Genomic DNA, 21,498 nt, shown 5'->3' with positions numbered 1-21,498 from the left:
ACATCGTCGCCGCGACCCGCCGCTCTGTTGGGTCGGTCGGAAGTCGTGAGCGCACAAGCTTCCAAGACGCGTCGACACCTGTTCTGTGCTGTGCCCCACTAGCTTCATTCTGAGATGGCTCGACACGAATTGGTTGAGCGCATGGCCCGACTGGCAAGTGAAGGTCGCGCGCTCCCATTCAGGGACGCGATTTCGTGCCTGGCTGAGTTGCTAGACAGGCTGCGCCCAACGCTCGAAAACGCGGACTACGACACGCTACTTCTCATTGGCGCGTCCATATGGCGATGCGTACCATTCGAGCAGGGCCACAACGGGCCGGGCCTTGGGTCGGGCGGCACGGGATAGCGCACCCCCAATAAGAGCTGCACGCCTCTTCCGTTACCCGACCGAATATGGCAAGTTCGTTGAGCGGCCGGATCGCGCCGCAACGACATGGGGGAAAACAGGGCTGCACGTTCCATCGCATCGCTATCGCTGAGCTTCGGGCTGGTCTCTATCCCGGTGAAGCTGTACTCGGCCACCGAGTCGTCGGACGCCATCCGATTCAACCTGCTCGCAAAGGACGGCAGCCGCGTGAAACAGCAGTATGTGCCCGAGCAGGACATGAAGACCGTGGTGCCCCGCGGCGAGATGATCAAGGGCTACGAGTTCGAGAAGGACCAGTACGTCCTCTTCCAGCCTGAGGGGCTCAAAGCCCTCGAAGAAGGCTCGAGCCACGTGATCGACATCGTGGCGTTCATTCCCGAGAAGGAGGTCAACCCGATCTACTACGACAAGGCCTACTTCCTCGCGCCCGATAAGCGCGGCGGCAAGCCCTATAGCCTGCTGCGGGCGTCGATGCGCGAGAGCGGGCGGTGCGCGCTGGCCAAGTGGGCGTGGAAAGGCAAGCAGTACGTCGTTCAGGTTCGTGCAGCCGAAGACGGGCTCGTGCTGCAACAGTTGCTCTATGCGAACGAGGTCCGGTCGCTCGCGGACCTCGACATAGAACTCACCGAGCCCACGTCAGCGGAGCTGAAGCTGGCGCTCCCACTGATCGACCAGATCTCGCAGGACACCTATGACCCGACGATGTTCGAGGACGAAGAAAAGAAGCGCATCCTGGCCGCCATCGACGCCAAGATCGCAGGCAAGGAAGTGGTGGAGGCCCCCACGCCGGCGAGGAACCAGGTGGACTGGTGATCGACCTGACCGCGGCGCTCATGGCCAGCCTGAAGCGAAAGCCCGCCTCCACGACCGCGAAGGCGCCGGCCGCGGCCAAGCCCGTCGCTGCCGACAACGTGTCCGCGCTGGGCACCCAGCGCAAGGGCGTGCGGCGAGCGCCGAAGGCCGAGGAGCCTGCGGCTGCGCCCGCTCGCACTCGGGCACGAAAGTAGGGGCCCCGGCGGGAGGTCACTCTGCAGTCGCACACGCTTCGAAGCGTTCAGGAGATACTTGGCCTCTCCCGAAGCGCGATCGTTCGCCTGGTCGACATGGGCTTCGTGAAGTTCCGGAGAGGGGCACGCCGGGCCTACCTGTTTTCGTTCCAGGATGTCGTGCTGCTGCGCACCGCTCATGCGTTGCGGGCGGCCAGCATCCCGACCGCCAAGATCCTGTGGTCGCTGCGCCGCCTCAAGGACGAACTGCCGGCCGACTCGCCCTTGTCGGGGCTTCGGATCACTGCGGTGCGCGAGGACATCGTGGTCCGGACGCGGGACGCCCAAGGGGCGGCCGACACCGGCCAGCTGTTGATGGACTTCGACGTGGGCGCCGAGGCTGGGCCGCGGACCCCCGCCGCCGCTCGACATCTGGCCACCTCCCCGCGCCCGGCAGCGCCGGAACCCGCCGTCTCCGCGGCCGAACTGTTTGCGCACGCCGAGGCCCTCGAAGGCATCGACGGTGCCGCCGCCCAACGCGCCTATGGACAAGCGATCACCGTGGCCCCGGACTTCACGAACGCCCACCTCAATCTCGGGGCGCTCCTTTGCGAGGGCGGCCACTGCGACGACGCCGTGCGCCTGTTCACAAGGGGCATCGCGCAGCGGCCCGATGAGCCGCTTCTCTACTTCAATCGCGCGGTGGCGCTCGAGGACTTGAACTGATTCGGCGAGGCGCTCGAGAGCTATGACCTCGCATTGCAACTGGATCCCGACCTCGCCGATGCGCACTTCAACGCCGGCAGGCTTCACGACGAACTTGGCCACCCGCAGCGCGCCATCCGGCACTACAGCGCCTATCGGCGGCTCTCCCGCTAGCGCCCTGCACTTTCCCGTCGACTGGCTCGTGTGCCGCCCACGGCGAAGGGCGCGGATCCAGGGATACTTCGCTCAATGGCGTCCGCTTTGAGGAGAGCATTCTTCTGGTGACGCCGATCCAATTTGCAGGACGCCCCTGCAGGCCGGCGTCGCGGTTGTCCGCCTTAACTTGAACGGTAGACCGCAGGGGCGCAATCAATGGCCGCACACTTCCCCGATCGTGTCCGAATCGAAAAGGCGGTGCAGCCATGAGAATCATTGTCTTCGGGCCCACCGGTGGTACCGGCCGGCAACTCGTGGCCCAGGCGCTGGCAGCTCGGCATGACGTGACGGCATTCACTCGGCACCCTGGTGCGATCGAAGCGCGACCGCGACTCACGGTCGTGGCCGGCGACACCCGGGACGCCATTGCAGTGGAGCGCGCCGTTGCCGCCCATGATGCCGTGCTTTGTGCGCTTGGAGGACGTCCGTGGCGACGTCACGAGCAGGTGTGTTCGAGCGCGATGCAAGTCATCGCGCAATCAATGGCAAAGCTTGGCGTGGGCCGCGTTGTCGCCATCTCGACGTTCGGAGCGGGCGATACTCGCCCTCACGTTGGCTGGCTGGCCCGAGCACTTCTCTTCGGCCTCGTCTTGCGCAGCGAAGTCGCCGACAAGGAAGCCATGGAACAGGTACTGTCCGCGGCGGATCTCGAATGGGCCGTTGTGCGCGTCGGCCTGCTCACGGATGGGCCGGCGCGTGGGGCCTATCGCGCCGCCGACGACGGCTCCATCCGAGGAATGGGGCGGATCGCCCGCGCCGATGTGGCGGCCTTCATGCTGGATCAGCTTGTCGACGACTCCTGGCTTCGGCGAAGGCCAGTCGTCATGTATTGAGGTAAAACAAGCTCCGGTCCACACCAACGCCCGGGCTGACCAAGGGATTTTCAACCGAAGGTCAGGCGGACTGCTGCGCCGGTTTGATATTGACGTTGAGATTGAAGACGTTGCCTGGGTCGTATTCAGCCTTGATGCGTGCGAGGCGCTGGTACTTGGCTTCGCCGTAGGAGGCGCGCACGCGGTCCTCGTCGGCTTCCACCATGAAGTTCACTTAGCCGCCCGACCCCATGGCATGCGGTCGCATCGCTTCCCAGAAAGACCTGGGCCTCAATGTCCGGATCGGGACAAAGACCGGCGCCCGCGAGCAAACTCGAGTCACGGCATGAGGAGTCGGGGAAGGGAGCGGCCCGGCTTGCGATCGACGCTCGACTCAACGCGAAGCCTTCCACGTGCAGGTTCGCGCTGTGGGCGGCATTTGGCTGCGATAAGCGGGGGTTGTCGAGGGAATGCGCGTCTGAGCGGCCCTTGCCCCCAGCGAGGCCCGCAAATCCCGGCCTGCCCATGTGCTGGCGCCGATACGAGCCAGACATTGGCTGGATGGGTGCCGGCGAATCGAAAATCCGCGCCGCGCCGTCGTCAGGCTGCGTCGATGCCGGCGCGCAAGGCCGCAGCCAGGATCGTCTGCCGCAGGGCGTCGTTGCGGGCGAGCGGTCCACCCATGCGGGTCCCGGTCAGAACTCCTTTGGCGCGGTCGCCGAACAGCATGACCGAACGATCGCGGTCGCGCTGGCGCGACATCCACACCACTCCGTCCGCGTCTCGGAATTGATGGTGTAGTGCCTCAGCCCACTTGGCGGTCGCGAGATAGTCGCGGGCCGGGCTGGTGATGAGCTCGTCCTTCGGAACCTTCAATCTGTGCGGGCCTTCGCTTGTCAGATCCACGAGCCTCAGATCGCGACTTGGCACGACCTCGCCATGGCCCCGCTGCGCAAAGAAGTCCAGATCCACGAACTTGTCTGCTGCATCGACCGGTACGTCATGAAATACGGTCTCGAAAATGGCACAGTCCAGCGTTGCGCCGCCGTACAGATAGGGCACTACCCTGCCCTTGACGTCACGGATCGGCGCGAAGCGTGTCGGTTTGTGCAGCAGCCCCGCCGCGTCTGCACCGGGATTGAAGCTTTCTGGCGCAAACGCAGTGTCGTGGATGACGTGGATCCCCTCGCCTGCGGGCCAGCGATCGAACAGGGCATCCAGCGGAGGGATCGGTGCGCGGCAACTCAAGCCGCGCTTCCTTGGGCGTCGCGCTTGGCGGCTGCGATGACAGCCTGCGAGTCTGTGGTCAGCAGATCGACGGGCCTCGCGCTGCCAGGCAGCCAGCCATTGTTCGACGTGAACCACAGTGCCACCTTCCATGGCGCCTTGTGTGCGCCGAAGGCTTCGAGCACGTCATGCACCGCCTTGATCGGCTTGTGCTCCTCAAATTGGAAGGCCGGATAAACGTCGCGCTCGCGCGCTGCCTTCTCGGGATGCGGCACCGCAAAAATCTGTCGGCGCTTGCGCCAGTTGGCGGCCAGCGCCGCGCGGTAGCCCGCTTGTGATCGGTTGGCATCGGCCAGTTGCTCGGCCGTGAGGTAGCCAAACTCGTTAAGGACGCGCGCGTGCCGCGTGGCGAGCCGCTGGGCCATATCCATCTCGACGGTGCTGGGCACCAGCATGCGCTCCGTCATGAAGTCGACTACCTCCTCCATGTGGCGTTCGCGCGCGGCTGCCATCTTTTCGACCAGCAGTCGGTCGAGCATCGAAAGCGAAGACATCAGTACGCTGGAGAGGGCGGCGTCCTTCACCTCCAACAAGAAGGTGCGACCGGGACCGTGGTCCCGATCGTCGCGGTAGGGCTGCACAGAGAGCAGATCTCCCTGCAGCGTGGCGGAAGCGGCTTTGCCCATGGGTTACCACTCCAGTTGATCTATTTGATGAGATTATATCCTGGTGGATCAAAAGGTTCAAAGGGGCGCGCGTGAGGGTCATGGACTATCGGCTCGCGCCCGAACACCCGTATCCCGCCGCGGTCTAAGACTGATGGCTGGCGATGCAGTGCTAGCGAGCAGCGGACGCGCCTCACCGGACGGCACGACGCGCCGTTGGTGGTGTCAGGAGATAGTGCCGGCGGCAACTTGGCTGCAGTCGTCGCGCAGCGCAGCTTCGCCTGGAAACGCTGCGACATCGTCGACGTTGCCATGCCACCGCGAGCACGGGCACATTCGATCCTTGGCTCAGGCGGAGACGCCTTCCTTCTCAGCCGATAGGCCAGCTGCGGCCTCGTGATGCCCAGCAGGCGCGCGGCCTGCGAGAGATTGCCGCTCGCGCGCTGCATGGCGGTCTGCATCAGTTGGGTCTCGAGCGAAGCGATGTCGATGTGCTGGGCCAGCACCTCGTTGCAAAGGCTAAGGGCTCCTTCAGAGGAACTCACCTTTTCGCCGCGGTGATCAACAAGGCCGGCATTGCGAACGAAACCATGCCGCCGGCATCGACGAATGGCAGCAATGCGTCTTGCGCTTCGTCCCGCAGAAGCTCGAACTGGGTTGCGTCCAGCTGCCCGCCAAGCGTCCACACGCAGGCGCGTTCGGTCGACACCAGCAGGTCGATCGATGCGAAGCGAACGATGCCATTGCATTGAACGATAGTCGCGTCCGTGATATCCGCGGCTACGCACAGTGCGCGAAGTGCAGCCGCATCGCCGAGCACGAATGGTGCACGGAAGGCATCGGCAACGGTCTTGCCGAATAGCCGCTCGAGCAGCACGGCGAGCGACGCATAGGCGGGCGAGCGCTCGAGCGCATTGCAAACCGCCACGACAAGGCGGCCGCCCGGCCGAAGCACGCGCTGCATCTCGCGCAACGCGGCAACACGATCGTCGAAGAACATCAAGCCGAACTGGCTCACGACGGCATCGAATTCCGCGTCGGCGAAGGGCAGCGATTCGGCGCAGCCCCGGTGCCATTCGATGTCCGGATGCTTTCGCTGAGCCACCGCCAGCATCTCGGGGTTCGAATCGAGCCCGAGCGCCGCGCCACCCGGCGAGACGCGCTCGGCCACCGCGACGGTCAGGGCGCCGGTGCCACACGCGACGTCGAGCACGCGTTGGCCCGCCGTGATATTCGCGGCGTCACATACCACAGGGCCCCAGTGCCTGAACAGCGCAGGGACGAACTGGTCGTCGTACACGTCGGCCGGAGACCGCACGGCCCCTTCGATTCGCGCACTCATGGCATGCTCCTTCCGTGAAACGCAGCACCCATAGCATCAAGCCAGCCATGAACGAGGACCATGACCAAAAGTCCGGATCGCATGCTGCGGCGTCCGGCTCTGACGTCATGTCCGACGTGCTGCGGTGCGTGCGGCTGACCGGCTCGATGCTGTTTCTGGTCGACGCGCATCCCCCATGGATGTCCTGGGCGCCGCAGACCGAAGTGTTTCGCCGGATCGTGCTACCGGCTTCTCAGCACTTGATCTCGTACCACATCGTCACGCATGGTGGTTGCTGGGCCGGACTACGCGATGCGCCTCCCGAGCGCTTCGAAACGGGCGACGTGCTGGTCGTTCCGCATGGCGACGCCTACTACCTGGCCGATCCGCCTGGCACTGAGGCCGCCTATGACCCCCAGGAGGCTGTGGCGTTCTTCCGGAGCATGGCTTCCGGCGAACTGCCTTCGATCGTCAGCGAAGGTGGCAATGGAGCCGACGGCACACAGTTCATCTGTGGCTTCCTCGGTTGAGACCTGAGGCCTTGCAACCCGGTGCTCGACGCGTTGCCCGCAATGATCCATTTGCGGCCCGCAACCCAGTCGAATGATCGCATGCGTCACCTGGTTGACTTCGCTCTGTGCGTGTTGCGCGAGCCATCGTCCGGCTGCGACGGGGTGCTGCTGCGCCTGGCCGAACTGATGTTCGTCGAGGTGATTCGTCATCACTTGGAAACTATGGACGATGCGCAGACCGGTTGGCTAGCCGGTCTGCACGATCCGCTGGTCGCGCGCACCCTGTCGGTACTGCACGGCGCACCAGCCAAGCGCTGGACGTTGAAGGATCTCGCGGCCCAGGCCGGCACCTCACGTTCGGTGCTTGTCGAACGCTTTGCGCATTTCGTTGGGCAACCTCCAATGCAGTACCTGACCCACTGGCGCATGCAACTCGCGACCCTCCTGCTCGCCGAGCCTGGCGCGAGGAAGGTCGCCGCGGTGGCCGAAGCAGTCGGGTACGAGTCGGAGGCGGCCTTCAGCCGCGCATTCAAGAAGTGCGTCGGCATTGCCCCTGCCGCATGGCGACTTCGCGAAGCGGACTGATCCACGAAATCCAATCGCTACGGACGTCTGCTTGATCGGCATGAATCTAGACTGACCCGATGTGCGGTCCGGGCAGCACACCCATGATGTGCTCTGACGAAAGGGGCCGATGCGCATCGGTCGATGCGTTGGTTCTGCACTCGCCCGAGCAACGGCTGGAGACCGTTGGACGGGTCCAAGCCCAAGAAACCCATGTCCGACCAAACCAGTGGCTCATGGACTTGTCGCCCGACATGCCGATCCAGTCACAGGCTACAGGCGGCCGACTCTTGATCAATTCCCCAAGCGAGGTGCGCTCTTCACACGGCGACGTGCTTTCCGAGTGACCGGACTGCTGCGGGCTTCTTTCGGAAGTCCCGCGGTGGCGCGCTCCGGTCACTCTTCCGAACGCGGGGGGCGAGGTTCGCTGGCGTCGCGTATCCCAGTTCAGTCGAGATTTCGGTCGCCCCTTCGCATCGAGCGGGCATCCCGTGCCCAATGGCGCGTTCCCTACTTCGTGGAAGTGACAGTGACGAAAAAAAAGGACTATGCGCTGTTCGTCGAGGAGTCGATACCCGGGCACTTCTACTGGACTGTCGTCTGCCGCACGCGTGTGGTCGACTACGCCCGCGGCCCGATGCCGACTCACGATTCGGCAAACTCCGTTGGCCTCGCTGCAATTCGATTGCATCAGGCGGACGACTTGCCGGCCGGCGTGGAGACCGCCTTGCGCCGAGTGTCGGGCACACGCACTGAATGGGGCATTGAGACGAAGCCGGCCGATCTGTAGTCAGACGGGTCCTCGGAAAGGAGGAATGCAAGTCGTCGGGGCACGCAGTTTCAGCGACGGACGCGCTGCCTTCACCATTTCATCGACCATGTCCCTTGACAACACGCCCGCGCACGCACGGTGGCGTACTTGCGTACTTGAAAGGCGCTCTGGATCCCTGGCAAAGCGCCCTGCTCCCTGGATTGATCGAGCCCGATAAGGGCGCTTTATCGCCCACCTATTCCACCGAGCCGCAGCCGCCCTCCCCTGTGCCCGAGCGCCTTGAAGCGCGACTCGAAGCGCGCCATCATCGCGGATTGATCCTGGAGCGTTGTCATGGCTTTTCGTCGGCGCGTCGAACCTTCCCAGCTGCCGGGCTCCTCGGCGCCCAGTCACGCCTTGGCTGCGTCCTCAATTGCGGGCGCCGGCCGCCGCGGTGGACATGGATCGATCAAGAGAAGCAGCCACCACGTCAGCATTGGAAGCTGCGGATCTGGCGGAAGTCCGTCCGCTGGACATCCCGACGCTGGCGCCTGAGGAACTTTCGAGCTTGACTGAATCGTCCGTGCGCGCCCTGCTACGTTAAGGGCAGTCCCCAGTCCCCCAACACCCGCACCTCGTACGATACGGCGATGCGCTACTGGGGCGCTTGGTTCGCAGCACGCTACGGCGGCGCTCTTGAACTCCCGGTGCCCGTGCCTGTTGTGCTCCAGTTCATCGTCGACTGCGCATTTCAGCGATCGTGGACGCTGGTTTCAGCGTGATCGCGGACGGTGTTTCAAGGTGATCGTGGACGATCACGGAAGCACGCGAGTGAAGGGTCTCAGTCGTCCACGATCTCGGTGAAGCGTCGAGCGTTGTCCATGGCGGCGAGCATCGCCGGGATGGTCAACGCGCCGCCGAAGGCGATGAGGACTGAGCTCTCTACAGCGCAGGCTTACTGGAATGGACGCCCCCTTTCATGGACGTCCGCCTGCTGCCAGAGTGTGAGCGGGCGATCTTGCCCGCTTGCACGACGGAGGCAACTCATGATTGAGACCATCGGTTTGGATTTGGCGAAGAATGTGTTCCAAGTTCACGGAGTCGACGAGCGGGGTATCGTGGTACTTCGCAAGCAGCTCAAGCGTGATCAGGTTGCTCCGTTCTTCGCGCGCCTGGAACCCTGCCAGATCGGCATCGAGGCTTGTGGCGGGGCGCACTACTGGGCGGCGAAGCTCACAACGCTGGGACATGGCGTGGAGATGATGGGCACCGCAGTTCGTCAAGCCGTATGTGAAGACCAACAAGAATGACTCGCTCGATGCCGAGGCCATCTGTGAGGCCGTCACACGACCCAACATGCGCTTTGTCACTGCGAAGTCGCCCGAGCAACAGTCGGTGCTTTCGCTGCACACCGCTCGCGAGAGCTTCGTCTACGCACGCAGCGCCCAGGCCAACCAGATCCGCGGGCTGCTGGTTGAATTCGGACTCGTCATTCCGCAAGGAATTCGCCACGTCTACGAGCGTGTGCCCGAGCTGATCGAAGATGGCGACAACGAATTGCCGGGACGCTTCAGGCTGCTGATCGATCGTCTGCTGCAGCATCTCAAGGAGTTGGACCGTCAAGTACATGAACTTGAGCGCGAGATCGAGCAGTGGCATCGCAGCAGCGAGGTGAGTCGCCGGCTGGAGACGATTCCGGGTATTGGAACAATCACCGCCAGCGCACTGGTAGCCAGCGCCGGCGACCCAAGAAATTTCAAGAACGCGCGGCAGTTCGCAGCGTGGATTGGGTGGGTGCCGCACCAAAACTCGAGCGGCGGTAAGACTCAGTTGCTTGGCATCAGCAAGCGTGGGAATGCCTACCTTCGAACGTTGCTGGTCCGCGGTGGTCGCTCGCTCGTGCTGCTCGCGCCGCCGCGGGTGAGGTGTCGCGGGTCGGGGAGGGGCCAAGGCCGAAGCCTCCCCCAGGCCGCGTGCACCTAAATATCCCCGAAAGTAGCTATTTCGCTGGGCCTGAGGGCCGACCTCTCCTGAAGTACTTGATTCGCTGTGCGCTTCGAAGGGACCCAGGCCGAACTTGCATTGCGGGACGAACGACTGACCTTCGAGGGCGGCGTCGGTCTTGCGCCCGATTGGGTGGTGCGCCCGCTCACAGTTGCTGAACAGCGATGGGTTTCTGCGTGCATCTATGCCCTCACCAACAAGTCTGGAAAGTCCGTGCGTAAACGTTCGAGGCGAACACCCTGGCATTGACGACGCGTCGGAAACTGAAGAAGAGAGGCGCGCCTATACGCTTCATGAGGCTGGCTTCTTTGGCAATATCTTCCTGCCAACCCCAGTCGCCTACGTCTGCGAGGGCAGGGATCGGCAGGAGATGCTCGACTTTCCAATCGGGAACGCTCGACGTTGTGCGCCGCCGTCCGGGGCGACCACCACAACGGGGCGTCCGCTAAGCGAGTGCCTTTTCGTTGTGGCTGGCCCTTCGACTCGCCTTCAAGCTTCGTGATCGACGGGGAGCGCATCGACGAAGTTGTCCACAAATGGCTGACGCCGGAAGTGCGGGACTGAGGGGCGTCAAACATAGCCTGGTCCTCAAATCGAGCGGCAGACCCAAGGCGCAGGGTCGACTGGTGTATCAAGGTATCAAGTGCTCTCCATGATGCGCTCTGGCAGCGTGAAGGCAAAGGTCGATCCCTTCCCCGGTGCGCTTTCCAGGCGCATGGTTCCTCCGTGCATTTCGACGAAGCGTTTCGCCAGGGTCAGCCCTAGCCCAGTGCCTTCGGATTTCACCAGTTGATCGCCCGATGCCTGGCGGAATTCTTCGAACACCAGAGCCTGTTGGTCGGGCTCGATGCCAACACCGTCGTCAATGACGGCGATCTCGACAGCGCTGCGGTCGGCGTCTTTCAGGTGTCGCGCGCGGAGGGTCACGCTGCCACCCGCGGGCGTGAACTTGACTGCGTTCGAAAGTAGGTTGATCACCACCTGCTTGATCTTGCGCTGGTCGGCCACCCATTCTTCCGGGCCCTTTGCAGCATCGAGCGACAGCGTCAAGCCATTTCGAGCGGCACGCTCACGCACCAGCATAGCCGCACTGTCGAGCACCTCCCGGAGGTTGAAGCACACGAGATCGAGCTCCATGCGTCCGGCTTCGATCTTTGACAGGTCGAGTATGTCGTTGATCAGGCTCAGCAGGTGGTGCCCAGAGCCGTGGATGTCTCGCAGGTACTCGAGTTGCTTGTCGTTGACATCGCCTACCATTTTTTCCGCCAACACCTCCGAGAAGCCGATGATTGCATTGAGCGGTGTGCGCAGCTCGTGCGACATGGCGGCCAAAAACTCAGATTTGTGCCGGTTGGCCGCTTCGAGTTGCCAACTCTTGTCCTGAATCTCGTGAAACTGGCGAGAATTCTGAATCGCGATAACCGCCTGGTCGGCGAAGGTCTTCAGGAATGCGATCTCCTTGTCGGAGAATGGGTCGGCCGGGTCACGCGTGGCGACAATCGCCCCGATACCGCTGTCTTCCCAGAACATGGGGGTGGCCACAAAGGAGCGCGGCCCCGATTGCCCGACGACTTGTCTCGTTATCTCCGGGACGCCCTCATCGGTCATGATGTTGTCGAAATGTACGGCACGACGCTCGTTTATCGCCAGGGCGGTAGACGTTGAATCGAGCCGCATCGGAAACCGCGCAGCGATCGCTTTTCCCCGCACCGGATCGCCGCTGTATGCCGCCAAGTGAAGCAAGCCGTCCGACCCTACCAGGTTGATCGTCAATGAGTCGGTGTGAAGCAGTCGGCTTCCAGACGCTGCGATGTGGTCGAAGACCGGCTGTGCGTCGGCGACCGACCCGCTGATGACCTGCAGTACTTCCGCGGTGGCTGCTAGCCGCTGGTACAGGCGGCCCAGTTCGTCGCTCATGTGATTCAGATCGCTTGCCAGTGCGCCCATCTCGTCGCGGTTAGGGACGAGAACCTGTTTTGTGAAATCTCCGGCGGCGAGTTGGTCGAAGCGTTCTCCCATCTGCCTCAGCGGGCCGATCAGAGATAGCGAGATTGCGTATCCGAGCCCCAAAGCCAGAATGATGCTTCCGAAGGCAAACGCCACTACCCATCTTCGCGAGGCTGCGTAACCGTCGTGGCTTTCGTCGATTCGCGCAAGCATCTCTGCTTCGGCCCTGTTCACGAGTTCGTTCGTCAGGCGCTCAAGCCGCTCCGCAAGGGGACCTACCCGTTCGATCTGCGCTGTCCGACCCTCCGTCACCTTGCCGGCCCGAACCAGATCTATCACTTCACTCACCGCGGTGGTGAATCCGTCGTACCCGTGGCGTACGCGCTGCAGCACCTCGACTTCATCTTGCGCAACGAACTTCAATCGATCGAGGTCGTAGCCGAACTGGTGAAGTTGGCGCAGCGTCGCATCGAGGACGTCTGGGTCGGGCGCCAGCATTGCAGTTGCCACGCTGTACAGCTGCGCGGTGGTGTTTTGCTCAATCTGCCGGTACGCGGCGATCTTGCGCTGCAACTTGACGAAGTCCTCGGCGCGCTGGTTCAGTCGCCCGAGTTCGGCCAAGCTGACCGCCCCGACGGCAATCAACAGTCCTACGATCGTGAGAAATGCGACCAGCAGCTTTGTGTGCACGGTGGCTGGCGCACGAGCCACGGCCAATGGCAGCCATCGAAGCAGGGGTGCAATTTTTTGCACAGTACCTCTGCTTGTTGGGCTGCGCTTGCTCGCTCTCGGCGATTCACTCGCTGGCCAGCATCTGCAGGTCTCTCTGCATTTCGCGGGAGTCGAATTTCGTACCCATGTATTGCACCCGCATCCTGCCGGCGCGATCGACCAGCGAGGTCAGGAACAAATGATCTACACCGCCGGTGTCTGCCGGCTTCGCATATGAACCAAAGCCCCGCACCGTGGCGTCGATGGCCTTTGGGGTTCCGGTTAGAAAATACCAGCCTGGTATATCGGCGCCCAACGAAGCTGCGTATGTTCGCAGGCGTGCAGGCGTATCGGTCAGTGGGTCCACGGTGATGGCCACGAACGCGTAGCGAGTGCCGAACTCATCGCCCATGGCTCGCCCAAGTTCCGCCAACTTGGCCACCAGGATGGGGCAACTGGTGGAGCAGGTCGTGAATACAAAAGTAACCAGCAAGACCTTTCCGCGCAAATCGGCGAGCGTGACGCGTGTGCCCTTCGTGGAGTCCAAGGCAAAGTGAGGTGCCGGCCCGAGAACGGGGAGGCGCTCGATGCCATCTGGCGCAGCTTTCATGGTCAGCGCGTTTGCAAGTAGCGGCGCCGTCGACAGCGAAACTCCGACAGCCGCATTCAGTAGGTGACGACGATTTGGCATCGATTGATTCTTCATGCGGTCGATTCCTTGCTGCGCGGCTAAAACCTTTGCCAGTCGATGCTTCAAGCCTTCAGTTCCCGCTTCAGCTCGTTCAGAAACCGCCAGTCCGTGCAATCCGCAATGAGCTTCTGTGGCGTTGACTTGATGATGCCGACGTCACGAAGGCGCAGCGCGTGAAAGCGCAGCGTGTCTTCGGGGTTTACCGAGCGGTAGTCGTAGTTCAGTTTCTTCAGGGATTGGACCCCGATGTCGTAGCGCGTTTCGTATCCATGGTCGCGGAGGTATCCGGCCGCCTGTTGCGGCGAGGCCTTGCAAAGCTCGACGGCCTTCAGGATGGCGCGAAGCACGTGTTTAGTGGCCACCGGGTTGCGCTGAACGTAGTCCCGGTTTGCGCCAATCATGCAGCAGTAGTACTGCGACCAGGGCCGATCGACGTTGGTGTCCAGCAGAACCTGGCCGGCCTTCCTGGCGCGCAACTCCTGCGGCTCCGGAGGGAACGCCAAGAATGCGTCGGCCTGCTTGTCAATGAACGCATTCATCGCGCTTCCGGCGGGGCGGGCCAGCCATTTCACATCAGTTGGGCTGAAGCCCGCATAGGAAAGCATGCTGGACAGCAGGATTTGGTCGCCGCCCAGGAACTTCTCGCAGACGATGGTCTTGCCCTTCAAATCGCTCAGTCCACGCATGTCGCCGTGCCCGAACAGCTCCCAACAGCCGAGATGCACTCCGGCAAGCAGCACGATCCCCTTGCCAGCGTCCATCACTGGCAGATAGCCGGTCGTGTACCACATCGTGATGTCCACCTTGCCGCTAGCCAGCGCCTCTGGACCGGCGCGCGTGCCGAGGGCAAGGTACTGGACGTTGCTGAACCCTTCGTCTCGCAACAGTTCTCCGGCGAGATACTGCGGCGCAAGGCAGATCGATGGCGCATGGCAGAAGCGCACGGTGCGAGTCTCCGGAGGTGAGTCGGCGTCAGCGAAGGCTGTGCCGTGGGGGGAGCCCAGCAATCCAGCAGCGCTTAGAGCGGACGCATGTTCGAGGAACTCTCGACGGGTTTGTGCTGGCGACATGATCTTGCCCTTGTATCAGCGACCGGCGGTCTTGCTCGCAGTCAGCTCGGAGAGGAAGGCCTTTATCGCGCGGCTCATTGTCACCGTGGCCTGGGGGTCCGCGTCCCACCAAATGGTGTGACCGGCGATGGAGTCGATCGCTAGAGCGCGCGCTTTCGGAATCAGCGCCACTTCGGCTTCGATGCTTTTCGGTGAGAAGATTTGATCCGACGATGAATAGATGTAGAGCGCCTTTGCCTTGATTGAGGCCAGCGCAGCCTCGATATTGCCGTTGAAGCCAGGCGTGTCGCCGAGCCAGGAGTTGTAAAACGACTTGTACATATAGTAGAGGTCGCGGGCATCCTGAATGTCCAGGTAGTAGGCCCCAAGGGTCACGCGCCAGCGCTGATATGCCTCTGGCGTGTCGACGTGCTGATCCCACCACGCTGGGCTGTAGAAGTAGAGAGTTTGAACAGAGAGCGCTTGCGTAGCGCATGCCGCTGGGTTCTCGTCGTAGTTGCCGCCGTTCCAGCCGACACAGGACTCCATCATCGAGACCATGAGGGGCCAACGGAAGGAGCCCGTGCTGGTGTTGAAGCTGCCGCCGACGAGCGGGATGATTCCGTCGATGAAGTCGGGGTAGCTCACCGCAAACTGAGTGCTGTACATCGCGCCGGATGAGATTCCCGTCACCGCGAGCAGGTGTGAAATGCCCAAGCCTTCGGTAACCAGCTTGTACTGAGCGTTCACCATGTCACGCCCGCCATACTGTGGGAACGCCATCTTCAATCCACTGTTGGTCGGGCTCGTCGAATGTTCGTAGGTGAACTGCGTAGCCCCGAGCGCGTCGGAGCAGATGATGAAGAATTTGTTGGTATCCAGGGCACGTCCCGGACCGATGTGATGATCCATTCCGTGATGGTTGGCGCCGAATCCGTGCAGGAACAGGATGGCATTGTCCTTTGCTGCATTGAGCTTCCCGTGCGTGACATAGGTCATCTTCAGGTTCGGGATCACGCCGCCGCCTTCCAGCTTCAGCTCTCCGAGCCGCGCCATTTGGTGTGGGGGCTGGTCTTCCCAGTGGGCATAGCTTTGGCCCGCTACGCAGAGTGCAAGCCCAAAAACCACGGGCCACAGCTTCGACAGCGCCTTCATCGCTTCCCTCCTTTGTGAGGTTCAGGATGGGATCATCGATAGACCAATTTTGGGACGATACTGCGACGGGCTATGCATGTCGAGGGCTACTCGATTCCCTGAAGCTATTTCAAACATGTACGGAGTCGTTCGCGTGGCAGGCAAAATGGACGCCCTGATGAATTTATTCTGTTGGCCCGTTCGGCACCAAAACGCACCGATGCAGTTCCAATTCCGCGCCGGCGGTGAGAGCTGGCCCCGTTGGTTTGAATAGATTTCGACTTCTTTTAAGTGGATCCTGCGGGGTTAGGCTGCCGTGGCCGAAGGCCATGGCAGCGTCTGGAAGTACACCACGTCCGGCGTTCGGGCGCCGAGGCTCGAATGCGGACGTCGGGTGTTGTAGAAGTCGACGTAGCGCCCGATTCCGCTTCGGGCCTTGCTCACGCTCTCGTACGCATGAAGGTACACCTCCTCGTATTTGATCGAGCGCCAAAGCCGCTCGATGAACACGTTGTCGCGCCAGCAGCCCTTGCCATCCATCGAGACTCGGATGCCGTGATCGTGCAGCAGGGCCAGTGAACGCGCTGCTGGTGAACTGGCTGCCCTGGTCAGTGTTGAAGATCTCGGGTGTGCCGTATCGGGTGATGGCCTCTTCGACGGCCTCGGTGCAGAACTCGGTGTCCATCGAGATCGACACCCGCCAGGCCAACACCCGGCGACTGTGCCAGTCGATCACCGCGCCAAGGTAGACGAAGCCTCGGGCCATCGGGATGTAGCTGATGTCCATTGCCCAGACCTGGTTGGCCCGGGTGATCGCAGGCGTGCGCAGCAGGTAGGGATAGATCGTGCGCCCGGGCGTCTTCTTGCTGGTGTTGGGCTTCCTGTAGAGCGCTGTGATGCCCATGCGCCGCATCAGCGTGGTCATGTGCTTGCGGCCCACAGCGACGCCTTCGCCTCGCAGGAGATCGCGCAGCATGCGCGCTCCGGCGAACGGCAACTCCAGGTGCAGCTCGTCGATGCGCCGCATCAACTTGAGGTCCGCATCGCACACGGGTTTGGGCGCGTAGTACGCCGAGCCGCGGCTGATGTTCACCAACTCGGCCTGGCGCCGGATCGGCAGATCGTGGCTTCGATCAATCATCGCTTTGCGCTCAGCATGCCGGCCTTGATGAGCGCGCCTTCCAAAGAATCATTCTCCAGCGCCAATTGACCGATCTTGGCGTGCAGCGCCTCCAGGTCGATGGCAGATTCTGGCGTTGCCTGCTCGCCGCCGAAGACATCGGCTGCCCGACTGAGCAGCTGGTTCTTCCAATCGGTGATCTGGTTAGGGTGCACGTCATGCTGCTGCGCCAATTCGGCCAGCGCCTCGTCGCCGCGCACCGCTGCCAGCGCCACCTTGGCTTTGAATGCCGCTGAGTGCGTGCGGCGGGGTCTTCTGCTCATGTTCGCTCCGATCAACAAAGGCGAGGTCCTCGCCTTCAGGAGCAGTTTCCACCCATATCGAGCTGTCCAGTTTTCTGGGGCCAGCTCTGAGACACAGACACGACAGGCCGAAAGCGGGAATCGACCTTTCACCCAGGCCGCCGGATCGCGAAAAACCAACTTCCCTGATGCCTAGATCGGGATCGGTAACCACTCTTTATCGTCCACCAAAGTGGCCCGAGCAACCTCCGATTGGGGTCTACAAGGGCTTCCCTGGAAATGCGAGGCCAAATTTTGGGCCTTTGACAAGATGCAGGCGATGCTCCACGTTGACGATCCTCGTTGGGGAAGGATCGCCACTGCGAATTGGGCGTAACGCCGCGATGCGCCGATCTGGGCCGGGCAACGGCAGCTTGGTTTAAGAAGACAAGGTGCGGACTGGCTGGACTACAAACGGTCATCGATGCAGCACCTGCTCGGCTGCGGACCCTGATGAAAGACGCACGCGGGGGCCTCATTCGATAATCGAGGACGGCAAGCGCCACCTCCACCCCAATCTCAGGCACACCCCACGCAGGTCCAACCTTGCTTCATCACTGCGAGCCGTCAAGCGGCGGTGGAATCGGTTCAGTCAGTTCATGCAATCTCGTTTCGAGCGGTTTGAGTTGGCCGCCCACAGCTCAAGCTGGCATGGTGAATTGCTCTCCTCGAGACAGCACGGCCCAGGCCATGCGCGCATTCTTGGCTGCGATGGCCACGATCGCTCGCCAGTAGCCGCGTCGCGCGGCCAACGCCGTGGCCCATCGACTGACCACATCAGTTTTGTTCGCGGCTGAGTTGAGTACTGCTCGCGCACCCAAGACCAGCAGCGATCGGATGTAAGGATCGCCCGCCTTTGTGATGTGGCCAAGTCGTGCTTTCCCGCCCGAGCTGTACTGGCCGGGGACCAGGCCGAGCCAAGCTGCAAACTGACGACCACACTTGAACTCATGGCCGTTTCCGATCATCGCCAGCAGTGCGGTGGCGGTGGTGGGGCCAACGCCGCTCAGGTGCATGAGCTGCTTGGCCCGGACATCTTCGCGAGCGATCTGCGCGATATGCCGATCGTAGAGCGCAATCCGCTCGTCCAGCCGCATCAACTCGCTGAGCAGATCACCGATGACAGTATTGCCCCACCCGGGCAGATCCTCCAGGCAGGCCGCAGCTTGACGACGCACAGTCGACGCCTTCAGCGGCAGCACGACACCGAACTCACTGAGCAGGCCGCGGATCCGGTTAATGGTCGCTGTGCGCTGCTCGATGAATCCCTGGCGCACGCGATGCACACTCAGTTGCGATTGCTGCTCAAGGCTCTTGATCGGCACGAATCTCATGTTGGGTCGCTGCACCGCTTCGCAAATCGCCGCCGCGTCGGCGGCGTCATTCTTGCCACGCTTGCCAGACAAGCGATACGGACTGACGAACTTCGCCGCCATGAGACGCACCGTGTGACCGTGGGCCATGAACTGGCGTGCCCAGTGGTGCGCGCCGGAGCACGCTTCCATGCCGATCACGCAGGGAGGCAGCGACACGATCAATTCGATCAACTTGGCTCGCGCCACGTTGGGACGCACAAGCTCAGGCTTACCGCCTTCATTTACTCCGTGCACGGCGAAAACAGTCTTGGCGAGATCGATGCCGACATACAAAATGGCCATGGACTTCCCCTTCCGAGTGAGTTGATGGAACTTCGCAATCCCATCGTGGCACTTTGTTGCCGGCAGCCGCAATACGCAGCGGCTTAATCGGGACGGGGAAGTCCCTTTCATTCGATAAGCGCGGATTATGGTGCCCTACCGCGCAAATTGCGTTGGACATCCTATGTATTGCATGGAAATCTTACGAGTAACCAGCCTTGAGCGCACCTTTTCAAGCACGTGATGCAGAAGAACGTGCGCGCGAATCGAACGACAGCTTGGGCAAGCATTGAGGTTGGCCACGACGTCGTACACGCCTGAAACCGTGGCCCTACCGGTCGGTGTGAGTGCGACGTTGACAACGCTTCCGTCGAACATCTTCCATTCGATCGTCTTGCCGACGATCTTGCCCGCGTCGCGCTCGACGAGGCGCTTGCGTCGTCTCGTCAAGCGATCGCTGCCATGGAAGCCGAGATGCATACGCAGCAGCAGAAGCGCCGCCTCCTGAGCGAGTCGGTCGCGGAGGTGCGGCACCTGCCATGCGCGCCGCGTTTAGCCAGCTTCACGCCTAGACGGTCACTTCATCGACCCGGTACTCAAAAAGCCAGTTGTAGCGTTCCTTAACGCGTTCCGGACTCCACTCTCTGTCTACATACTCGGCCGCTCCGGCCGCACTCGCCAACTCCGGGTTGTGAAAGCGCCGACCATTTTCTGTGGACTTTTCGACGATCTTGGTCGTACGGCCAATCCTCGCAGCCTCGAAACGCTTCAACGCATCCGCGACGTCGCCCACCTCCGTCAGCGACCGCCCCAGAATGAAGCCGTCTTCAATCGCCATGCCGGCCCCCTGCGCGAGGAACGGCAACGTAGGATGACTGGCATCCCCAAGTAGCGCGACCAGACTGTTGGTCCACGTACTTAGAGGCGGTCGCGCCATCAACGCCCACCGGTACGGCACTTCGATGTTGCGAACGAGCGCATGAACGTCAGAATGCCACCCTTCAAAGTCGGCGTGACACTCAGCGTGGGTGCCGCGTTGGGTCCAAGATTCCGACACCCAGCGATCGGTCTCGACAATCCCCACGAAGTTCATGAGTTTGCCGCCGCGAAGCGGATAGTGAATCACGTGACGGCCTGGTCCGACCCAATTGGTGCCAACTTGCCGCACGATAGTCGGATCGATTTTCTCGATCGGTATCACCCCTCGCCAAGCCATGCAGCCAGAATATGTTGCAGCACCGTCGCCGAAGAGTTGCTTTCGTATCGCCGAATGCACACCGTCCGCGCCTATGAGCGCACCGCCCTCGTGGACAGTGCCATCGGTCATCCGCACGGTGACGGTCCCGCTGGCCACGTCTTGCTCAAAGCTTTCGCACTTGGATGCGAGCCGGATGGCGTCGGGCGCCAAGGCAAGCACCGCGTTGACAAGCATACGGTGCAGATCTGGACGGTAGATGGTGTAGTACGGAAATCCGTATTCTGCGACGGAGGATTCGCCCAGATCAAACAGTTTCCAGGTCTGCCCCGTACTCCATAACCTGATCTCCTTGCCTGTGGGCTCCGACGCGACGGCAGCCAGATCATCCGCAAGGCCGAGCAAATGAAGGGCCCGAGTCGCGTTGGCGCTCAGCTGGAGGCCTGCGCCCACTTCCCCCAACTGGCTGGCCTGTTCAAAGACTTGCACCTGGAAACCTTGGCGCAGCAACGCCAATGCCGCTGTCAAGCCGCCGATTCCTGCGCCGGCAATGAGAATGGGTTTGCTCATTTTCTACTCCGCCGTCACATTGGCTCGTTGAATGATCTTCGACCACTTGGAGGCGTCGGTGGCGATCACCTTCCCAAATGCGTCGGCGTCGGCGACGCCCGGCTCGACGCCCTGCTCATTCAGCAGGGCACGAATCTCCGCTGACTGGATCACCTGATACATCGTGGTTCTTAGCTTCCGCAGGACCGCTTCAGGCGTGTCCCTGGGAGCCACCAAGCCAAACCAAGAGTAGGCCTCGTATCCAGATCCAACTGTCGCTTGCATCGTTGGAGTGTCTGGAAGCGGGGCGTACGGTCTGACGCCCGTCACGGCAATCGCTCGCAGCTTGCCGGACTTTACGAAAGGATAAAGCGCGGCCGCAGTGTCAAAGACAAGGTCGACCTGTCCGCCAATAGCGTCCGTGATGGCCGGACTGCCGCCTCGGTACGGAACATGGGTTAGCTTGACCTGCGCCACTTCCGAATAGAGCTCGGTCGCAAGGTGGCCGATCGAGCCCGTGCCAGCCGTGCCGACTGTGACATTCTGCTGCTTCGCTTTTTGACGGACTTCAGCCAGCGTGCCGAGCCCAGATGCGGGCGAAGCGGCTAGCAGCAAAGGACCACGAAGCGCCATTCCGATTGGCACAAAGGACTGCGCGTCGTACTTAAGGTTCCTGTAAAGACCAGGCGCCACGGCGAGCGTGCTCGTCCCGCCCCAAAGCAACGTATAGCCGTCAGCCGAGGCGCGCGCCACGAAGGCGCTGCCGACCGTACCGGCGGCGCCCGCACGGTTGTCGATCACTACGGGCTGTCCAAGGCGCTCGGCAAGTGCCTTCGCATACGTACGTGCGCTGGCATCGGTGGGCCCCCCCGCCGGGAAAGGCACGACGATAGTGATAGGCCGAGATGGGTAGGTCGACTGTGCAAATACCGGAAAGGCCAGAGCCGTAAGAAGCGATGCAAAGGCTCGCCGAGTGATCGAGGGCATGTATGTCT

At 62.1% G+C, this 21,498-nt stretch carries 17 protein-coding genes and 6 pseudogenes; 9 read left to right on the top strand and 14 right to left on the bottom strand.

Annotated elements, in window-relative coordinates:
- Positions 1-432: 432 nt before the first annotated feature.
- The 4 genes and pseudogenes from QTI04_RS16365 (at position 433) to QTI04_RS16350 (ending at position 3,106) form a co-directional block, all read left to right on the top strand.
- A pseudogene (locus QTI04_RS16365) lies at positions 433-1,373 on the top strand (Ku protein).
- 105 nt (positions 1,374-1,478) lie between these two features.
- On the top strand, positions 1,479-2,078 hold the full coding sequence (locus QTI04_RS16360) for a tetratricopeptide repeat protein (RefSeq protein ID WP_286616559.1): 600 nt from the start codon (positions 1,479-1,481) through the stop codon (positions 2,076-2,078).
- Between the two features lie 15 nt (positions 2,079-2,093).
- Positions 2,094-2,231: pseudogene (locus QTI04_RS16355) on the top strand (tetratricopeptide repeat protein); the annotation flags it as partial.
- A gap of 248 nt (positions 2,232-2,479) precedes the next feature.
- Positions 2,480-3,106, top strand: a complete 627-nt coding sequence (locus tag QTI04_RS16350) for an NAD(P)-dependent oxidoreductase (protein ID WP_286616558.1) — start codon at positions 2,480-2,482, stop codon at positions 3,104-3,106.
- 61 nt (positions 3,107-3,167) lie between these two features.
- Here QTI04_RS16350 and QTI04_RS16345 read toward each other — a convergent pair whose 3' ends face one another.
- From QTI04_RS16345 to QTI04_RS16335, 3 genes are all read right to left on the bottom strand, one after another.
- On the bottom strand, positions 3,168-3,311 hold the full coding sequence (locus QTI04_RS16345) for a BBE domain-containing protein (RefSeq protein WP_286616557.1): 144 nt from the start codon (positions 3,309-3,311) through the stop codon (positions 3,168-3,170).
- 374 nt (positions 3,312-3,685) lie between these two features.
- Positions 3,686-4,333: an RES family NAD+ phosphorylase gene (locus QTI04_RS16340; RefSeq protein ID WP_286616556.1), complete on the bottom strand. Its 648-nt coding sequence runs from the start codon at positions 4,331-4,333 to the stop codon at positions 3,686-3,688.
- A complete protein-coding gene (locus QTI04_RS16335; RefSeq protein ID WP_286616555.1) occupies positions 4,330-4,998 on the bottom strand; it encodes a hypothetical protein in 669 nt (222 codons plus the stop codon). The genes QTI04_RS16340 and QTI04_RS16335 overlap by 4 nt, the downstream gene beginning before the upstream one ends.
- A gap of 198 nt (positions 4,999-5,196) precedes the next feature.
- On the opposite strand from QTI04_RS16335, the gene QTI04_RS34325 reads away from it, so the two are divergent.
- Positions 5,197-5,358, top strand: coding sequence for a hypothetical protein (locus tag QTI04_RS34325; RefSeq protein WP_369292802.1), 162 nt, complete (start codon positions 5,197-5,199; stop codon positions 5,356-5,358).
- On the opposite strand, the pseudogene QTI04_RS34320 reads toward QTI04_RS34325, so the two are convergent.
- Positions 5,355-5,483: pseudogene (locus QTI04_RS34320) on the bottom strand (helix-turn-helix domain-containing protein); the annotation flags it as partial. The gene QTI04_RS34325 and the pseudogene QTI04_RS34320 sit on opposite strands and share 4 nt — an antisense overlap.
- Before the next feature lie 35 nt (positions 5,484-5,518).
- Positions 5,519-6,319 carry a class I SAM-dependent methyltransferase gene (locus QTI04_RS16325; RefSeq protein WP_286616552.1) on the bottom strand — a complete coding sequence of 267 codons (801 nt, stop codon included), beginning with the start codon at positions 6,317-6,319 and terminating at the stop codon, positions 5,519-5,521.
- 47 nt (positions 6,320-6,366) lie between these two features.
- On the opposite strand from QTI04_RS16325, the pseudogene QTI04_RS16320 reads away from it, so the two are divergent.
- The 4 genes and pseudogenes from QTI04_RS16320 to QTI04_RS16305 all read left to right on the top strand — a co-directional run.
- A pseudogene (locus QTI04_RS16320) lies at positions 6,367-7,017 on the top strand (cupin domain-containing protein); the annotation flags it as partial.
- Positions 6,997-7,395, top strand: coding sequence for a helix-turn-helix transcriptional regulator (locus tag QTI04_RS16315; RefSeq protein WP_336621893.1), 399 nt, complete (start codon positions 6,997-6,999; stop codon positions 7,393-7,395). The pseudogene QTI04_RS16320 and the gene QTI04_RS16315, both read left to right, overlap by 21 nt.
- Positions 7,396-7,891: 496 nt before the next feature.
- Entirely contained in the window at positions 7,892-8,164 is a 273-nt protein-coding gene (locus QTI04_RS16310) for a hypothetical protein (protein WP_286616551.1), read from the top strand.
- Between the two features lie 1,007 nt (positions 8,165-9,171).
- Positions 9,172-10,036, top strand: a pseudogene (locus QTI04_RS16305) (IS110 family transposase); the annotation flags it as partial.
- Positions 10,037-10,768: 732 nt separating this feature from the next.
- On the opposite strand, the gene QTI04_RS16300 reads toward QTI04_RS16305, so the two are convergent.
- The 9 genes and pseudogenes from QTI04_RS16300 to QTI04_RS16260 all read right to left on the bottom strand — a co-directional run bounded on the left by QTI04_RS16300 (position 10,769) and on the right by QTI04_RS16260 (position 21,490).
- A complete protein-coding gene (locus tag QTI04_RS16300; RefSeq protein ID WP_286616550.1) occupies positions 10,769-12,829 on the bottom strand; it encodes an ATP-binding protein in 2,061 nt (686 codons plus the stop codon).
- Positions 12,830-12,872: 43 nt separating this feature from the next.
- Positions 12,873-13,493: an SCO family protein gene (locus tag QTI04_RS16295; RefSeq protein ID WP_286616549.1), complete on the bottom strand. Its 621-nt coding sequence runs from the start codon at positions 13,491-13,493 to the stop codon at positions 12,873-12,875.
- Positions 13,494-13,540: 47 nt separating this feature from the next.
- Complete coding sequence (locus tag QTI04_RS16290; protein WP_286616548.1) at positions 13,541-14,548, bottom strand: ABC transporter substrate-binding protein; 1,008 nt, start codon at positions 14,546-14,548, stop codon at positions 13,541-13,543.
- 15 nt (positions 14,549-14,563) lie between these two features.
- On the bottom strand, positions 14,564-15,682 hold the full coding sequence (locus tag QTI04_RS16285) for an alpha/beta fold hydrolase (protein WP_286616547.1): 1,119 nt from the start codon (positions 15,680-15,682) through the stop codon (positions 14,564-14,566).
- A 285-nt stretch (positions 15,683-15,967) separates the two neighbouring features.
- Positions 15,968-17,104 (bottom strand): annotated as a pseudogene (locus QTI04_RS16280) (IS3 family transposase).
- Positions 17,105-17,763: 659 nt separating this feature from the next.
- Positions 17,764-18,780 carry an IS110 family transposase gene (locus tag QTI04_RS16275; protein WP_286616546.1) on the bottom strand — a complete coding sequence of 339 codons (1,017 nt, stop codon included), beginning with the start codon at positions 18,778-18,780 and terminating at the stop codon, positions 17,764-17,766.
- 135 nt (positions 18,781-18,915) lie between these two features.
- Entirely contained in the window at positions 18,916-19,293 is a 378-nt protein-coding gene (locus QTI04_RS16270) for a hypothetical protein (RefSeq protein ID WP_286616545.1), read from the bottom strand.
- A 34-nt stretch (positions 19,294-19,327) separates the two neighbouring features.
- On the bottom strand, positions 19,328-20,524 hold the full coding sequence (locus QTI04_RS16265; RefSeq protein WP_286616544.1) for an FAD-dependent monooxygenase: 1,197 nt from the start codon (positions 20,522-20,524) through the stop codon (positions 19,328-19,330).
- Positions 20,525-20,527: 3 nt separating this feature from the next.
- On the bottom strand, positions 20,528-21,490 hold the full coding sequence (locus QTI04_RS16260; protein WP_286616543.1) for a tripartite tricarboxylate transporter substrate binding protein: 963 nt from the start codon (positions 21,488-21,490) through the stop codon (positions 20,528-20,530).
- Between the last annotated feature and the right edge of the window lie 8 nt (positions 21,491-21,498).

The sequence above is a fragment of the Variovorax sp. J22R115 genome (assembly GCF_030317005.1).
In the GTDB taxonomy this organism is placed as follows: Bacteria; Pseudomonadota; Gammaproteobacteria; order Burkholderiales; family Burkholderiaceae_C; genus Variovorax.
Note: the sequence above shows the minus strand (reverse complement) of the source record. Positions and strands in the feature narration are given on the sequence as shown.

Bases quoted from the DNA above. Each gene is read 5' to 3' on its own strand.
- QTI04_RS16295 (WP_286616549.1), bottom strand. From the start codon at position 13,493: ATGAAGAATCAATCGATGCCAAATCGTCGTCACCTACTGAATGCGGCT.
- QTI04_RS16335 (WP_286616555.1), bottom strand. From the start codon at position 4,998: ATGGGCAAAGCCGCTTCCGCCACGCTGCAGGGAGATCTGCTCTCTGTG.
- QTI04_RS16350 (WP_286616558.1), top strand. From the start codon at position 2,480: ATGAGAATCATTGTCTTCGGGCCCACCGGTGGTACCGGCCGGCAACTC.
- QTI04_RS16285 (WP_286616547.1), bottom strand. From the start codon at position 15,682: ATGAAGGCGCTGTCGAAGCTGTGGCCCGTGGTTTTTGGGCTTGCACTC.
- QTI04_RS16315 (WP_336621893.1), top strand. From the start codon at position 6,997: ATGTTCGTCGAGGTGATTCGTCATCACTTGGAAACTATGGACGATGCG.
- QTI04_RS16265 (WP_286616544.1), bottom strand. From the start codon at position 20,524: ATGAGCAAACCCATTCTCATTGCCGGCGCAGGAATCGGCGGCTTGACA.
- QTI04_RS16275 (WP_286616546.1), bottom strand. From the start codon at position 18,780: ATGGCCATTTTGTATGTCGGCATCGATCTCGCCAAGACTGTTTTCGCC.
- QTI04_RS16345 (WP_286616557.1), bottom strand. From the start codon at position 3,311: ATGGTGGAAGCCGACGAGGACCGCGTGCGCGCCTCCTACGGCGAAGCC.
- QTI04_RS16260 (WP_286616543.1), bottom strand. From the start codon at position 21,490: ATGCCCTCGATCACTCGGCGAGCCTTTGCATCGCTTCTTACGGCTCTG.
- QTI04_RS16325 (WP_286616552.1), bottom strand. From the start codon at position 6,319: ATGAGTGCGCGAATCGAAGGGGCCGTGCGGTCTCCGGCCGACGTGTAC.
- QTI04_RS16290 (WP_286616548.1), bottom strand. From the start codon at position 14,548: ATGTCGCCAGCACAAACCCGTCGAGAGTTCCTCGAACATGCGTCCGCT.